15 protein-coding genes and 1 riboswitch are annotated in these 15,189 nt (G+C 54.6%); of the genes, 3 read left to right on the top strand and 12 right to left on the bottom strand.

Going from position 1 to position 15,189, the window contains the following annotated elements; translation table 11 throughout:
• Nucleotides 1–124: 124 nt before the first annotated feature.
• On the bottom strand, nucleotides 125–2,698 hold the full coding sequence (locus tag ETR37_RS06810; protein WP_129447061.1) for a vitamin B12-dependent ribonucleotide reductase: 2,574 nt from the start codon (nucleotides 2,696–2,698) through the stop codon (nucleotides 125–127).
• 254 nt (nucleotides 2,699–2,952) lie between these two features.
• The gene (locus tag ETR37_RS06805) at nucleotides 2,953–3,789 is read right to left on the bottom strand and encodes a lipoate--protein ligase family protein (RefSeq protein WP_012820562.1); all 837 of its coding nucleotides are present in this window, start codon (nucleotides 3,787–3,789) and stop codon (nucleotides 2,953–2,955) included.
• Between the two features lie 209 nt (nucleotides 3,790–3,998).
• Between ETR37_RS06805 and ETR37_RS06800 the strand changes: the two genes are divergently transcribed.
• A complete protein-coding gene (locus ETR37_RS06800; protein ID WP_011231903.1) occupies nucleotides 3,999–4,373 on the top strand; it encodes a rhodanese-like domain-containing protein in 375 nt (124 codons plus the stop codon).
• 56 nt (nucleotides 4,374–4,429) lie between these two features.
• Here the strand turns inward: ETR37_RS06800 and ETR37_RS06795 are convergent, their stop codons facing one another.
• The 4 genes from ETR37_RS06795 to gcvT all read right to left on the bottom strand — a co-directional run bounded on the left by ETR37_RS06795 (nucleotide 4,430) and on the right by gcvT (nucleotide 9,872).
• Nucleotides 4,430–5,617 carry an ROK family transcriptional regulator gene (locus ETR37_RS06795; RefSeq protein WP_014196334.1) on the bottom strand — a complete coding sequence of 396 codons (1,188 nt, stop codon included), beginning with the start codon at nucleotides 5,615–5,617 and terminating at the stop codon, nucleotides 4,430–4,432.
• Between the two features lie 313 nt (nucleotides 5,618–5,930).
• On the bottom strand, nucleotides 5,931–7,403 hold the full coding sequence (gene gcvPB / locus ETR37_RS06790; protein WP_012820559.1) for an aminomethyl-transferring glycine dehydrogenase subunit GcvPB: 1,473 nt from the start codon (nucleotides 7,401–7,403) through the stop codon (nucleotides 5,931–5,933).
• Complete coding sequence (gene gcvPA / locus ETR37_RS06785) at nucleotides 7,396–8,742, bottom strand: aminomethyl-transferring glycine dehydrogenase subunit GcvPA (RefSeq protein ID WP_011231906.1); 1,347 nt, start codon at nucleotides 8,740–8,742, stop codon at nucleotides 7,396–7,398. Before gcvPA ends, gcvPB begins: the two co-directional genes overlap by 8 nt.
• Before the next feature lie 35 nt (nucleotides 8,743–8,777).
• Nucleotides 8,778–9,872: a glycine cleavage system aminomethyltransferase GcvT gene (gene gcvT / locus ETR37_RS06780; RefSeq protein WP_015375391.1), complete on the bottom strand. Its 1,095-nt coding sequence runs from the start codon at nucleotides 9,870–9,872 to the stop codon at nucleotides 8,778–8,780.
• A gap of 187 nt (nucleotides 9,873–10,059) precedes the next feature.
• A riboswitch (glycine riboswitch) is annotated at nucleotides 10,060–10,148 on the bottom strand.
• Between the two features lie 219 nt (nucleotides 10,149–10,367).
• On the opposite strand from gcvT, the gene ETR37_RS06775 reads away from it, so the two are divergent.
• A complete protein-coding gene (locus tag ETR37_RS06775; protein ID WP_020753849.1) occupies nucleotides 10,368–12,032 on the top strand; it encodes a DEAD/DEAH box helicase in 1,665 nt (554 codons plus the stop codon).
• On the top strand, nucleotides 12,019–12,813 hold the full coding sequence (locus ETR37_RS06770) for a YqhG family protein (protein WP_011231909.1): 795 nt from the start codon (nucleotides 12,019–12,021) through the stop codon (nucleotides 12,811–12,813). Before ETR37_RS06775 ends, ETR37_RS06770 begins: the two co-directional genes overlap by 14 nt.
• 102 nt (nucleotides 12,814–12,915) lie before the next feature.
• Here the strand turns inward: ETR37_RS06770 and ETR37_RS06765 are convergent, their stop codons facing one another.
• The 6 genes from ETR37_RS06765 to comGC all read right to left on the bottom strand — a co-directional run bounded on the left by ETR37_RS06765 (nucleotide 12,916) and on the right by comGC (nucleotide 15,064).
• Nucleotides 12,916–13,095, bottom strand: a complete 180-nt coding sequence (locus tag ETR37_RS06765) for a YqzE family protein (protein WP_011231910.1) — start codon at nucleotides 13,093–13,095, stop codon at nucleotides 12,916–12,918.
• A 45-nt stretch (nucleotides 13,096–13,140) separates the two neighbouring features.
• A complete protein-coding gene (gene comGG / locus ETR37_RS06760) occupies nucleotides 13,141–13,530 on the bottom strand; it encodes a competence type IV pilus minor pilin ComGG (protein ID WP_012820555.1) in 390 nt (129 codons plus the stop codon).
• A 75-nt stretch (nucleotides 13,531–13,605) separates the two neighbouring features.
• On the bottom strand, nucleotides 13,606–14,052 hold the full coding sequence (gene comGF, locus ETR37_RS06755; RefSeq protein ID WP_129447060.1) for a competence type IV pilus minor pilin ComGF: 447 nt from the start codon (nucleotides 14,050–14,052) through the stop codon (nucleotides 13,606–13,608).
• Complete coding sequence (locus ETR37_RS06750; protein WP_042380986.1) at nucleotides 14,031–14,357, bottom strand: type II secretion system protein; 327 nt, start codon at nucleotides 14,355–14,357, stop codon at nucleotides 14,031–14,033. Before ETR37_RS06750 ends, comGF begins: the two co-directional genes overlap by 22 nt.
• Complete coding sequence (gene comGD / locus ETR37_RS06745) at nucleotides 14,341–14,778, bottom strand: competence type IV pilus minor pilin ComGD (RefSeq protein WP_033004731.1); 438 nt, start codon at nucleotides 14,776–14,778, stop codon at nucleotides 14,341–14,343. The genes ETR37_RS06750 and comGD overlap by 17 nt, the downstream gene beginning before the upstream one ends.
• On the bottom strand, nucleotides 14,768–15,064 hold the full coding sequence (comGC, locus tag ETR37_RS06740; protein ID WP_015375395.1) for a competence type IV pilus major pilin ComGC: 297 nt from the start codon (nucleotides 15,062–15,064) through the stop codon (nucleotides 14,768–14,770). The genes comGD and comGC overlap by 11 nt, the downstream gene beginning before the upstream one ends.
• Between the last annotated feature and the right edge of the window lie 125 nt (nucleotides 15,065–15,189).

Below are 15,189 nucleotides of genomic sequence, written 5' to 3'. Positions count from 1 at the left end.
TCCCCCTTTCGTTCCCTCCTTTTACCACTATATTTTGGCTTTTGCCTTTTATGTAAAAAAAAAAAAACGCCGGTTCCTCTACGGAAACCAGCGTTTCATCCATTCAAACCCATTCGTATCGCCATTACAGGCCGCACTTCAGCTGCGCGCCGCAGTTGGTGCACGTGTTGCAGCCGCCGATCTCTTCGATCGTCCCTTCGCGGCAAATCGGGCAAATATTGCCGATTTCGGAACCGATTGTCACATCGGTGGCGCGCACATCTTGAATCGTATCAACGAGCACGACGGGGCGTTTCGTCTCTTTTTCCTCGAGCTCCTCTGGAAGCAGTTCAAGTTGCTCTTCAATCCGATTCTCCTCAGCCTTTAACGTCAACACTTGTGCATCGCGGCTGCCGTCGACATAGACGGTTCCGCCTTTCGCACCGCAACGCCATAAACGCTCGTACACTTTTTGCACTTGCTCGACGGTGTAGCCCTTCGGCGCGTTGACCGTTTTCGACAAGCTCGAGTCGACCCAACGTTGAATGATGCACTGCACATCGGCGTGCGCTTCCGGCGGCAAGTCCATCGCCGTCACAAACCAAGGCGGCAAGTGGTTCGGGTCGGCTTCCGGGTGTTTGTCCAAATATTCTTGGACGATGTCCGCTTTCACTTCGATAAATTTGCCCAAGCGCCCGCTCCGGTAGTACGAGAACGAGAAGTACGGCTCAAGCCCGGTTGAGACGCCGACCATCGTTCCCGTCGATCCTGTCGGCGCCACCGTCAGCAAGTGCGAGTTGCGGATGCCGTATTTCAAAATATCTTGACGAATATCTTCCGGCATCCGTTTCATGTAGCCGGTGTTGATGAACGCTTCACGCAGCTTGCGCGTCTCTTCCTCCGTTTCGCCGACAAGAAACGGGAAGCTGCCTTTTTCTTTCGCCAGCTCGATCGATGCCCGGTATGCGGTCGTGGCGATCGTGCGGAACAGCTCATCGACAAGCTGGTTTCCTTCCTCAGAGCCGTACGCTTTTTCGCAGTAAATGAGCAAGTCTGCAAGCCCCATGACGCCAAGGCCGATGCGGCGCTCGCCGAGCGCTTGTTTTTTGTTTTCCTCAAGGAAGTACGGCGTGGCGTCAATGACGTTGTCTTGCATCCGCACCCCGATTTCGACCGTGCGTTTCAGTTTTTCGTAGTCCACGACCTTCCGTTCTTTGTCGACCATGTTCGCCAAGTTAATGGCGGCCAGATTGCACACCGAATACGGTGCCAACGGTTGTTCCCCGCACGGGTTGGTCGCAACGACTTTTTGCCCGTACGCGCGGGCGTTCGTCATTTCGTTGGCGTTGTCGATGAAGAAAATGCCCGGCTCGGCCGAATACGTCGCGCAAATGTTGATCAGCTTCCACAGTTCGCGGGCACGGATTTTCCGGTAGACGCGGACGCGATAGCCCATTTTCTCCCATTCGCGTACATCGCCGACTTCATGCCATTTTTCGTTGTAAATGCGCATTTCCTCTTCGGAATAGGTTTCCACGTCCGGGAAGCGGAGCGCGTATTCTTCGTCCTTTTCGACCGCTTCCATGAACTCTTTCGTCAAGCAGACGGAAATGTTCGCACCGGTCAAAAAGTCTGGGTTGTGCACCGTATATGTACCGCCGGTGCGCAGTTTTTCTTCGGCGTCTTTGATGATGTCTTCGGTGAAACCGCCGTAGTCAGGCGCGTTCTTGTATCGGACGATCGCTTCGTACATCGCCCGCTCCCGCTCGGTGAGCGGCGTAAATTTCAGTTTGTCGCGCGCTGCTTTTTTGATGCCTTCGTCTTCCATATTTTCGAGCAGGTAGCGCAAAATGCGCGGGTTTTGCATTTTCGAGACGATGAATTCGATAATGTCCGGGTGCCAGTCGGCAAGCATAATCATTTGGGCGCCGCGGCGGGAGCCACCTTGCTCGACAAGGTGGGTCAGCTTCGCAATATCGTCAAGCCACGAGACCGACCCGGACGATTTGCCGTTCACCCCGCGCGCAAGCGTATGGCGCGGCCGCAATGTCGAGCCGTTCGTCCCAACGCCGCCGCCGCGGCTCATGATTTCCATCACCTGCTTCCGATGTTCGGAAATTCCTTCGCGCGAGTCTTTCACAAACGGCATCACATAGCAGTTGAAATACGTCACTTCCTTGCCCGAACCCGCCCCGTACAACACGCGGCCGGCCGGAACAAAATTCAAGCTTGCGAGCTCTTGATAAAACTTTTCGAACCACTCTTTCCGCTTTTCTTCCGTCTTTTCCACCGCCGCCAGCCCGGTCGCATTGCGCTTGGCGATTTGCTCATAGAAAATCTCGAGCGGCTTATCAATAATGTCGAGCGACCGAACCACAATGCCGGTCTCCGCCTCTTCCCCTTCGAGCACGTGCCGGTATTCGTCTTCAATCAACACGCGCGCCTTTTTCGCCTCCCAATCGATGTCGACGATAAACCCGAGCCCTCGTGCCGGGAATTTCGGATCCTCCTTGATCGTCAACACGACGAAGTCGCCCGGTGTGAGCGTCAGCTTCTCCGTATCTTTGAATGAATACCGGTCAAGCATGACCAAACGGGATACGCCTTTATGGGTGATGTGCATATCCGGCGTAATCGGATGCACTTGCGGAAATAGGCGGATATCCTCGTTCAGCTTGTCAATATTGATCTTCATTTTTTCGGATGACGCCACCGTCATTCTCCTATCTCTCCTCTTTTATATAATCTCTCATGTTTTTGGCAAAGTTGTCCTGTCTTCTCTACCTTACCATATCAAACAGAAAAAAACAATATATAGTATGATTTTTTATGAAAATCATACTATATATTGTTAAAGAGAACAAATGATTTCATTTTGTCAAGCAAAAAAAAACAAAACACGGCGAAAAGCGGAGAAAAACGGGGGAGTGCCGCTGTTTTTGCCGGAAAACGAACGATTTACCGCGTCGCTGCTCAGCGCTTGAAGTTCCATTCGTCGCTTTCGTATTTCGTCCGCGCCAGCTCTTCGACGTACGCCCGCTCTTCGGCGGTGAGCGTGTACGGTTCCAATACGATGTTCAATCCTTTTTCAAATCCTTTGTAAAACGCCTCTTTCGCTTCCTCGATCGTCACCGTGCGGCTCGTCAACTCATTGATCGCGACCGCCTTCTTTTTAAAATCGCGCTGCAGACGCTCTTTCACCCGCTCGTTTGGATATTTAAACAAGCTGAACAGCAAGTCTTCGTCCAAATCGAGCAAAATCGAACCATGCTGCAAAATGACGCCTTTTTGCCGCGTTTGCGCGCTGCCGGCGATTTTCCGCCCCTCAACGACAAGTTCGTACCATGACGGCGCGTCAAAACAAACAGCCGAACGCGGGCTGCGCAAATCGGCTTTCTCTTCTTCTGTCCTCGGCACGGCAAAATACGCATCCAATCCAAGATAACGAAATCCCTCTAAAATGCCTTGGGAAATGACGCGGTATGCTTCCGTCACCGTCTTCGGCATCGCCGGGTGCGACTCGGAGACGATCACGCTGTATGTCAATTCTTTATCGTGCAGGACGCCGCGCCCGCCGGTCGGCCGACGGACAAAGCCGAGGCCGTGCCGTTTGACCGCCTCTAAATCAATTTCTTTCTCCACTTTTTGAAAATAACCAATCGACAACGTCGGCGGATTCCAGCCATAAAAGCGGATCGTCGGCGGAATTTTGCCTTCGCTGTGCCAATCGAGAAGCGCCTCATCGAGCGCCATATTGAACGCCGGCGGGCAATAGCCGGAATCGATAAAGCGCCATACTTCTTTTGCCATCGTTCCACCTTCTCTATTGTTCCATACTCTAAACGCTGCGGCGGCTTGTCGACCACCGCCAAGGGGCGGGACGCTTTTGGCCGCCTTTATTAGTTTAGCAAACAACGCCGGTGAAGGAAAGAAAAATGGCATCACGAAAACCTCTTTGCTTCCCGGCGGCGACTTTATATAATAGGAAATAGCAGACGAAGCGAAAGGAGGCATGACGGGTGGAAGCATTGCTCATTATTCTCGGCGCAATCATCGTGTATTCCGTCATTACGTACTTCTGGCAGAAGAGAATTGTCAAAGCATTGACAGAGGAAGAGTTCCGCGCCGGTTATCGAAAAGCGCAACTCGTCGACGTCCGCGAACCGGATGAGTTTGCGGCTGGACATATTTTAGGGGCTCGCAACATCCCGCTCACGCAGCTTCGCATGCGCATGAAAGAATTGCGCAAAGACCAGCCGATCTATTTGTACTGCCAAAACGGACTGCGCAGCGGGCGAGCCGCGCAAATGCTCTACCGAAAAGGATACCGCGACTTGTACCATTTAAAAGGCGGATTTAAAACATGGACCGGGAAAGTGAAGAAAAAAGCGTAGCCCGTTAACCAAAAAGGCGCTCTGCCCAAACAGGCAGGCGCCTCTTTTCGCATGCGCTAGACCGCCGCAAATTCCGGCGGCAGGACGACCGCCTCAAGCACCGAAGCAGCCGCGCCGATGGCGCAGCTTTTCTCTTTCAGCTTGGAGGAGATGATGGACGGCTCGCTTTCTTTTTTGACGAGAATTCGCTTTCTCACTTCTTGGCGCGCCGGACCGATCACATACTCGCCCGCTTGGGCAATCGGACCGCCGATGATGACTGCTTCTGGATTGTACGCATAAATCACCTGCAACAATCCAACGCCGAGATAGCGCCCCGTTTCCTCCAAAATGCGCGCCAACTGTTCATCGCTTTCTGCTGCCAACGCCATCGCAGCGATGGAAAAGCGTTCATCGAGCCATTCGGAACGCCCTTCTTCAGCCAAACGGCGTTCAATGTATTTTTCCGACGCATACATTTCCCAGCAGCCGATGTTGCCGCAGCTGCAGCGAATGCCGTTGACATCGATCGTATGATGGCCGATTTCACCAGCTAGGCCGCTGACACCCCGATAGAGCTGATGGTGAAGAACGACGCCGGCGCCAATGCCGATTCCGGCGCTGATGTAAACAAAGTGGGCGAACTCGTTGCCGGCGCCGAACCACTTTTCTCCAAGCGCCGCCAGTTTCGCCTCATTCTCGACAATGACAGGACGCTCAGGCCACCGTTGCCGCAAAACAGCCGCCAAGGCGACATCGTCCCAGCGCAAGTTCGGAGCAAACACAACGGTCCCGCTTTCGGTATGGACGACGCCCGGCACGCCGATGCCGATTCCCATCACGCCGTACGGCGTCGCCGGCGCCCGGCGGATGGCCGCCTCGATGAGCTCCATCATTTCGCCGATGATCGCCTCCTGCCCTTCAGACGGGCGGAACGAACGCCGTTGCTCCCAAAGAATGTCCGCGTTTAAATTGGTCAACACGGCATACAAATAGTTCACCCCCAGCTCAACGCCGATAAGCGAGCCGGCGTCGGCGTTGAAGCGAAGCATGAGCGGCCGGCGCCCGCCGGTTGACTCGCCGATTCCGCTTTCATGGACGAAATGCTCGGCGATCAGTTCGTCAACAAGCGCGGAGACAGTGGCCTTGTTCAATCCGGTTGTCTTGGCGATATCGGCGCGCGAAATCGGATGCTGGTCGCGAATCAATTTTAAGACGAGCTGTTTATTCATTTTTTTTACAAGAGAAATGTTTCCTGTCCGCACGTCTCTGTCATCCTTTTCATTTGATTGATCGAATGTGTCTTGCGAAAGGGCAGGGGCGCCTCGCTATTATGGCGGTTGCTGCATCCGTCGATTCCTGCCGTGTTCGACTCTTGACCATCAGCTTTTTCGCCCAAGCCGTCGGGCGCCCGTGCACCGACTGTTAAGGCTAACTTCTCCATATGGACACATGCTTTTTCTTTCTTGATCTTAGTTTATATAATAAACTAATTCAACATTTCTGTCAATGACTCATCCGTCGTACAAAGAAACGGCCCGCTCCGTTAGGGAGCGAGCGCTCATCAATGCTCAAACATCAGTTGTCGCTATGTTTTGGTTTTTGATAGCGCAAAATCGGCTTGCGCGCCGCGGTCGTTTCATCAAGTCGCTTCACAACGGTCGTATGCGGCGCTTCTTGAACGATTTCCGGATTTTCCTCCGCCTCTTTGGCGATTTGGATCATGGCGTCAATAAACGCGTCGAGCGTCTCTTTCGACTCCGTCTCCGTCGGCTCGATCATCATGCATTCTTCAACGATGAGCGGGAAGTAAATCGTCGGCGGATGAAACCCGAAATCAAGCAGTCGCTTGGCGATGTCGAGCGTTCTGACACCGAGTTTCTTTTGCCGGCGGCCAGAGAGAACGAACTCGTGCTTGCAATGGCGGTCATACGGCAAATCGTAATACTCAGCAAGCCGACGCATCATATAGTTGGCGTTTAACACCGCATATTCGCTCACCGCTTTTAAGCCGTCCGGCCCCATCGAGCGGATGTACGTGTACGCCCGAACATTGATGCCGAAATTGCCGTAAAACGGCTTGACGCGGCCGATCGATTGCGGACGGTCATCATCAAGGTAATAACCGTTTTCCCCTTTTTCGATGACCGGCTTCGGCAAAAACGGAACGAGGTCGGCTTTCACCCCGACCGGGCCCGAGCCTGGGCCTCCGCCGCCATGCGGGCCGGTGAACGTTTTATGCAAGTTCAAATGAACAACGTCAAAGCCCATGTCCCCCGGGCGCGCCTTGCCAAGAATCGCGTTTAAATTCGCGCCGTCATAATACAGCTTGCCGCCGGCTTTGTGGACGATTTCGGCCATTTCGACAATATGCTCTTCAAACAGCCCGAGTGTGTTCGGATTCGTGAGCATAAGCGCCGCTGTATCCGGACCGACGACGCGCTTTAAGTCCTCTAAATCGACAAGTCCATCGGCGGTCGATTTGACCGTCACCGTCTCAAAACCCGCGACCGTTGCCGACGCCGGGTTCGTGCCGTGCGCTGAATCCGGGACGATCACTTTCGTCCGGTTGAAGTCGCCGTTTGCTTCATGGTAAGCACGGATCATCATCAGCCCGGTCCATTCGCCGTGGGCGCCGGCCGCCGGTTGCAAGGTGACCGCATCCATGCCTGTGATTTCTTTTAAATGCTCTTGCAAGTCGTACATCAACTCAAGCGCCCCTTGCACCGTTTTCTCTGGCTGAAGCGGATGAATGTGGGCAAACCCGGCGAGGCGGGCGACGTTTTCATTGATTTTCGGATTGTATTTCATCGTGCACGACCCGAGCGGGTAAAACCCGGAATCGACGCCGTGGTTTCGTTTCGAGAGCGCCGTATAATGGCGCATTAAGTCAAGCTCCGACACTTCCGGGAGCTCCGGCTCTTCAGTGCGAAGATAATCGGCCGGCACGAGCTCGCTGACATCGACAGCCGGCACGTCAAGCGCTGGCAGGCTGTAGGCGATGCGCCCCGGCTTGCTTCGTTCGAAAATAAGCGGTTGATCGTTACGCATGGCCATCCCCCAATTCATTGACAAACCGATCGATTTCTTCTTTTGTCCGCAGTTCGGTGACAGCAACAAGCATATGACCGGCAAGCTCCGGATAGTCAGCCCCAAGGTCATAGCCGCCGATGATTCCTTTTTCGAGCAGGCGATCGTTCACATCAGAAACCGGCCGTCCAAGCCGGATGACAAACTCGTTGAAAAACGGACCGGCAAACGGCGACGACAGTCCGCGCTTTTCAAGTTCCACCTTCGCATAATGCGCTTTTTGAATATTCATCGCCGCCATTTCTTTCACGCCCCGCTTGCCAAGCGCCGACAGCGCAACGGAAGCGGCCAAGGCGTTTAACGCTTGATTGGAGCAAATGTTGGATGTCGCCTTATCGCGGCGGATGTGCTGTTCGCGCGCTTGAAGCGTCAAGACAAACCCGCGGCGCCCGTCCTCATCGGTCGTCTGCCCGACAAGACGGCCTGGAATTTTGCGCATGAGCGGCGCTTTGACAGCGAAATAGCCGCAATGCGGGCCGCCAAATTGCGTCGGGATGCCAAATGGCTGCATGTCGCCGACCACAATGTCGGCGCCAAACGCTCCGGGTGGAGTCAACACACCAAGCGCCAATGGGTTGCTGGCGACGACAAACAAACTTTTCTTTTCATGCGCAAGCGGCGCGATCGCTTTCAGCGGCTCGATTTGACCAAAAAAGTTCGGGTATTGGACGACAACGCACGCCACATCATCCCCCATTTCCGCTTCAAGCGCCTTAAGATCGGTGATGCCGCCGTCATACGGAATTTCTTTCACTTCGAGCTTCTGTCCTTTGGCGTACGTGCGCACGACTTCCCGATATTGCGGATGAACGGCGGTCGAGATGAGCACTTTCTTCCGCTTCGTATGCGCGGCGCTAAGAAGCACCGCTTCGGCAAGCGCCGTGCCGCCGTCGTACATCGACGAGTTGGCGACATCCATGCCGGTCAACTCGCACACCATCGTTTGAAACTCAAAAATCGCCTGCAGCTCGCCTTGGGAAATTTCCGGTTGATACGGCGTATAGGCCGTATAAAATTCAGAGCGCGACAGGACATGGTCGACGACAGCCGGAATATAATGGTCGTACACCCCGGCTCCTAAAAAGGAAACGTATTGTTTTACGCTGGCGTTTTTTTCCGCTAAGGCCGCAAGCTCTTTCCACAGCTCCGGCTCGGATTTGGCCGGTTTCACCTTCAGCTCGCCGCGGAAGCGGACTTGTTCTGGAATATCGGCAAACAAGTCGTCAATCGAGGCAACGCCGATCGTCTTCAGCATCTCCTGTTTGTCTTCTTCCGTCATCGGCAAATAACGATGGAGCACTGCGTTTTTCCCCTTTCCTTGTCGCTTTGGAATCGTCACTTGGCCCGCCTGTAAAACGGAATCGGCACGATGTTCGCTTTCAGCCGCTTGCCGCGGATGTCCACCTCCACCTCCCGGCCGATGGCAGCCACATCCGCTTTCACCAAGGCCAAGCCGATGTTTTTCTTCAGCGTCGGCGACTGCGTGCCGGTCGTGACGAACCCGACCTCTTCGCCGTCGGCAAATACAAGGTATCCGTGGCGCGGAATGCCTCTGTCGATCATTTCAATGCCGACGAGCCGGCGCGGCGGCCCTTCCTCTTTTTGCCGTTTCAATACAGCTTGACCGATAAACGGCGGCTCTTTTTCCGTTTTGACGGCAAAACCAAGCCCGGCTTCAACTGGTGAAATCGAGTCGGACAGCTCTTGACCGTAAAGCGGCAGGCATGCTTCAAAGCGGAGCGTATCGCGCGCCCCCAGTCCGCATGGGAGAACGCTGTCACGAGCTCCGGCCGCTAGGATCGCCTCCCATAGCGCGGCGGCGTCTTCCGCTTTACAATATAGCTCAAACCCGTCTTCCCCCGTATAGCCGGTGCGCGAAACGAGCGCCTTCACGCCCGAGACTTCGACGCCGTCAGCGAATGAAAACGGGCGCAGCGCCGCCAAATCAAAATCCGTCAATCGCTGCAAGACGCGCTCCGCTGCCGGCCCTTGCAAGGCAAGCTGAGCCGTTTCGGACGATACATCTTGAAGCTCGACGTCGCCCTCAACATGCCCGCTTAGCCAAGCGAAGTCTTTTTCCGTATTCGCCGCGTTGACGACCAGCAAGTAGTCATTCTCTCCTTTTTGATAGATGAGCAAATCATCGACTGTGCCGCCGTCCTCATAGCACATGAGCGTATATTGCGCCCGGCCGGGCCGCAGTTTGGCGACGTCATTGGTCATGAGCTTTTGCAAAAACGCGAGGCTCCCACGGCCGCGGACGACAATTTCCCCCATATGGGAGACGTCAAACAGCCCGGCGCGCGTTCTTACAGCCTCATGTTCTTCCTTTATGCTGGAAAACTGCACCGGCATTTCCCAGCCGCCAAATTCAATCGTTTTGGCGCCGTAACGGGCGTACACCGAGAATAGGGGCGTGCGCTTTAGCATCTGATTCCCTCCTTTGATCCACGTCACACAAAAAAGGACAGACTTCCCCCTATCAACAAGTAAGGGGGCTCTGTCCTGGCACCTGAAAGTTTCCCGCCGGCCCGTTTGGCGCGTCCGTTCGCGGTCCATGGGGCCGATCGGTTTCCTCTTGGGTGGCCTGCGTGAACGCAGGCGCTCTCCAGAGCTGCGTCAAGCAAGAGTCTTTTTGCCTGAGAGATTCGCGTTTCCGCTTGCTCCTTCGGCGCTACATTCCGTAGTCTCTCCCCTTGCCGTCATCCGCCCATCAATAAATTGTTTCCATATCGGGCATACTAACAAACACCCTGATCAACGAGTCATGAGAATGTTCTAAATTTATACTACCATCAATCACAGTCAAAGGGCAATAGGAAATAATCGAACTTTCATGGCAATTAGTCATAATAATGTTCTTGTTTTATCCAACATACCACATGCAATCTATATAAACATTCGCAACAAGGGAAGGGGATCGCCATGAACATTGACCTTGAAATGGATGAAACATGGAAGGAGGAATTTTTGGCACGCGTCGAAAAAGACGGTCCGTGGGCGAGCTGGGAAATGTACGAACTGGCGCTTGAGGCCGCCCATCATTTAAGCGTCCCAGAATTTCATGGCTTGCAGGCGCCCAAACACCTGCCCCACTTGACGATCCTTCCGCACCAGCTTGAAGTGGCGCGCCGCGTCGTCGAGGAGATGAACGGCAAAGCCATTTTGGCGGATGAAGTCGGGCTTGGAAAAACGATCGAGGCCGGGCTCGTCTTAAAAGAATATATGATTCGCGGCCTTGTGAAAAAAGCGCTGATTCTCGTTCCCGCCTCCCTTGTTTCGCAATGGGTGAGAGAGTTGAACGAAAAATTTTTCATCCCGGCCGTCCAGCAGAAAAAGAGCTACGTCTGGGAGCAGTGCGATATCGTCGTTTCCTCGATCGACACGGCGAAAAAACCGCCGCACCGTGACATCATCTACGGGCAGTCGTACGACATGATCATCATCGACGAGGCGCACAAACTGAAAAATAACAAAACGAAAAACTACGAGTTTGTGCAAAATTTAAAAAAGAAGTTTTGTTTGCTCCTGACAGCGACGCCGATCCAAAACCGGATCGAAGAAATTTTCAACCTCGTCTCGCTGTTGAAACCCGGCCATTTAGGCAGCTCGGAACAGTTTGCCAAAACGTACGGAAAAACGCGGGCCGTACAGACGAACGACCATTTAAAAGCGCTCGTCAACAAAGTGATGATCCGCAACCGCCGCGCCGATACGCCGATCGAATGGGCGAAGCGCCACGTTGAACCGGTGCTGATCGAGTTTACGAATGAGGAACGGGAACTGTATGAAGCGGTCAAGGCGCTCCGCCGCGAATCGTTCGCCGGCTCGTTTTCGCTCATCACGCTTCTTCGCGAGGCGTGCAGCAGCCGCGAGGCGCTGTTTCTCACGATCAAAAACATGATCGATAAATGCAGCGGAGCGGTTCCAGAGCCGCTTGAACGCGTATTGGAAAAAATCAACGCCGTCAAGACGAATTCAAAGGCTGAAAAAGCGCTCGAGCTCATCCGTTCCATTCATGACAAAGTCATTATTTTCACGGAATACCGGGCGACGCAGCTTTACTTGCAATGGTTTTTAAAGCAGCACGGCATCTCGTCCGTTCCGTTTCGCGGCGGCTTCCGGCGCGGCAAAAAAGACTGGATGCAGGAACTGTTTAAACACCACGCCCAAGTGTTCATCGCCACCGAGGCGGGCGGCGAGGGCATCAACTTGCAGTTTTGCCGCTATGTCATCAACTACGACTTGCCGTGGAACCCGATGCGCCTTGAGCAGCGAATCGGCCGCGTCCACCGGCTCGGGCAGACGGATGACGTCTACATTTATAACTTCGCTGTCAAACAGACGGTCGAAGAACATATTTTAACGCTTCTGTACGAAAAAATCCGCCTGTTCGAACGAGTCGTCGGCGAGCTGGACGACATTTTGGCGAAAATGAACCTCGCCAACCTGGAGCGCTACTTCGAAGACGCCTTCGTTCATTCACGGAGCGAAGGGGAGATGAAAATCAAAATGGAAAACATCGTCGCGATGATCGAGCTGGCGGAGCAGCTCGGAAAGGAAGGAGGAGAGCGGCATGCAGCAACATGAAATCCGCCGCTTTGTCGAACGCTATTTTGCCGCCAACGGCTGCACGTTTGTGGAAGCAAGCGACGACTACCTCACCGTGCAGCTGACGGCAGAAATGGACAAAGAGCTGATGAATCGGCCGTTTTACTGGCATTATATTGAACGGACAGGCGGCGTCCCGCAGCCGATGCGACTGACGCTCATCACCCGCGCGAGCGAGCGGACGGACAAACTCAAAGGCGAGCGCCTCCATTTCGGCGCTCCCCGGCTGCACCAGCTGTTCCGCTCAGCGCAAAAACGCGGCAGCTTCATCCGCCTGTATGAGGAGCCAAGCGCGCCTTTGGACGGCAACGCCGCCCTCCATCCATGGCTCGGCATGAACGTCACGATTTCGTACGAATGCGACCGAAAAAAAGATGAAATCGTCTCCCTTGGTCTTCACCTCATTAGCGGAACGATCGTCGAGTCGTTTCATGAGCGGATGCGCGAGCGACGGCTGACGCCGAAAATCCCTGATTACTGTTTCACCATCTCCCCGCTCATTAAGCCGAGAAGCGGCATCGGCCGTCTCGAGCAATACATACGCAGCCGCATCGCCGCCGACAACCATGCGTGGGCGGATGAGGCGCGCCGACGCTGGGCCGACGATTTGGCGTTGCTTGATGAATTTTACAAAGACTGCGAAGAAAAGCCGGAGTGCTATTATATTGAGAAGGAAGCGTTGGAAAAGCAGTACAAGCCGCGCATCACCGTTTCCGTCATCAACGGCGGACTGTTTTATTTGCTGCCCCGCTCATCGTGAATCAACTCCGGGATGGGTCCATCCGGCTCACAGCGCTCAAACCGACGAACCCCCTTCCGTCGGCACGAAAACCGCCCGCCGGCCTAGGCCAGCGGGCGGCTGCTACGGGCGGCGCCGAAACAGCAAGCGAAGCGAAAGCGGCACCATGCCAAACAATCGGTATGAAAGCGGAAGCTGCTCTTGTTTCCGCACCTGACGCCGCTGCCTCCGCTCCTCTTTCGGCAAGTCCATGTAGGCGACAAATTGTTGGGTGACAAACTTGACATAATCATTGACCGCCATCAAATCCCCCCTTTTTTCTTTTAGTTTTTCCGCTTCTTTCCTCTTTTAACCGTTTTGCTCGCTCCATTCGACAATATGAAGCGCCGGAAGCGTGACAGTAAACATGACAGCGCGCCTCAGCCCAGAGGCCGAACGGATGGACAAAGAAACCCGAACGTGCGCTGCATCTTCCCGCACCCACCGGTAGGCGGCCATTCCGCGCGGATAGGTCCATTCCCCAGCCTCTCCCGCGGTCGACGGATCTGCTGATGCGATGCGTTCTTTTACGTCAAACACGGCCATCTGCACAAGCTCGTCCGCCTCGGCTGCCTGCCGGGCCGCATAAGCCGCCTGTCGTTCCGCTTCATAGAGGAGCAAGACATGCATGACAGAAAAGACAAGCAACAAAGAAACAACAGCCACAATCGGAAACATGACGCCATCTTGTCGACCCATTTCCCCTTCCCCTCGTTTTTCCAGTCTAAAAGGGGGAAGCGGCGGTCAAGGGGGTCTCACCGTACAAGCCGCCCGCTAAAACGCCCGCGCCACAAACGCCTCGCAAACGGTGCCGTCATCAGCCGTCACTTGCAAAAATATCCCGCGTGCGCCGGCGCGGTACGAAACAGTGCGCACATGACGGAGCGCCGTTTCATTGCCAGCGCCGTCCACCTGGCGGATCAGTTCGGCTCTTGACGCAACAACAGAAAAACTGACCGTCTCACCGCTCCATTTTTGCAAATAGAGGACACGGCCGCCAGTCGACCATTGCTTCGTTTCATTCAGCTCGATTTCCAGCTGTTGCACAAACAGCCGCCATTCCAATCGGGAAAACGCGTCCGTCGGCTCCGGAGCCAGCAAGCGGACGGACAACAGCGCCGGAACGGCCGCCGCCACCGCCATCGCAGCCGCCAGCGCCAACAGTGCTTCGATCATCGTAAACCCGTTTTCTTTTGCCGCTACCGCTTGCCATACCCGCACCGCTCCATCTCGCGGCCGGCGTAATCGTTCCAACGCACGCATACTTTCCACATTCGCCCCCCTTCATCGCTCGCTTGCAGCCGAAATACCGTGCGCCCGTCGGCAATGGTGGTTTCTCCGACAAGCGGCTCCTCATACAGCGCGATGGCCAACAGCCGGCGCGCTTTCTCCTCGAGAATGAGGCTGTTGCGCTCTTGCGCCATTTGCGTCAACAGCGGGAGAAGAACGGCCGCTGTCGTCCATAGCAGCGCCAAAGCGAACAACGCTTCAACAAGCAAAAATCCGCCGCTACATTTTTTGCACATAAAATCGCCCTTTCCCCAGCAAAAAGGTGACTTTATACGTCATTGGGCCACCCCCTATCCAAATGGTTCCAGCCCGTTCAATGTTGCCGTTGTCGGTAAAGATGAGCGGATTGCGCAGCGTGCCGAGCCGAAACCGCCACGGAGAAGGGAGCGAACGAGCGACAACCTGCCGGCCGCTCGCTGCATCAATCGCCTTGTACCCAGCGCCACCGTCGGTAAAAAAAACCGCTACATTCACCCGCCGGGCGATGGCATGCTGCTGCGCGCCATACAAATCCGCGCGCAGCACAGCCAGCATATACATCTCCTCTTGATGGCGCACAGCGCCGCCAAGCGTCGGAACAGCCAGCCCGGCAAGCACGAGCACCACCGAGAAAACGATCAGCATCTCAAGCAGCGTAAACCCGCCGTTACGAGCCACTTTCACTCACATCGCCGTTCGTGCTGATTTGGATCGCATGACCGTTCGGACATTTGTCCGACTTGATATAGCGGCCAGCGAGCAATTCCTGCACCGTCGGAATTTTGTTATGCTCCATCTCATACGCTTTCACCTGCGCTTGCACGGTGTTCAAAAACGCCTCGCATCCTTTCGAATTGATCATGCTGTTGTGCTTGGTTATATTCGGAATGGCAATCAGAAGCAGAACAGAAATCACCATCATCACGATCAGCATTTCGATCAATGTAAATCCTTTTTGATTCATCATCGCTCCTCCTCATATGCGAAATTTCAGAAATAGAATCTAGCGAATGACCGGTTCAGGCTATTGACCATCGAATCTGTTCGTCGATTGAGCCTTAGGAGGCGAGGGGCGCGCCTCTTCCTCAA

This window comes from Geobacillus sp. PK12, from assembly GCF_004123125.1.
Taxonomy (GTDB): Bacteria; Bacillota; Bacilli; order Bacillales; family Anoxybacillaceae; genus Geobacillus; species Geobacillus zalihae.
Note: the sequence above shows the minus strand (reverse complement) of the source record. Positions and strands in the feature narration are given on the sequence as shown.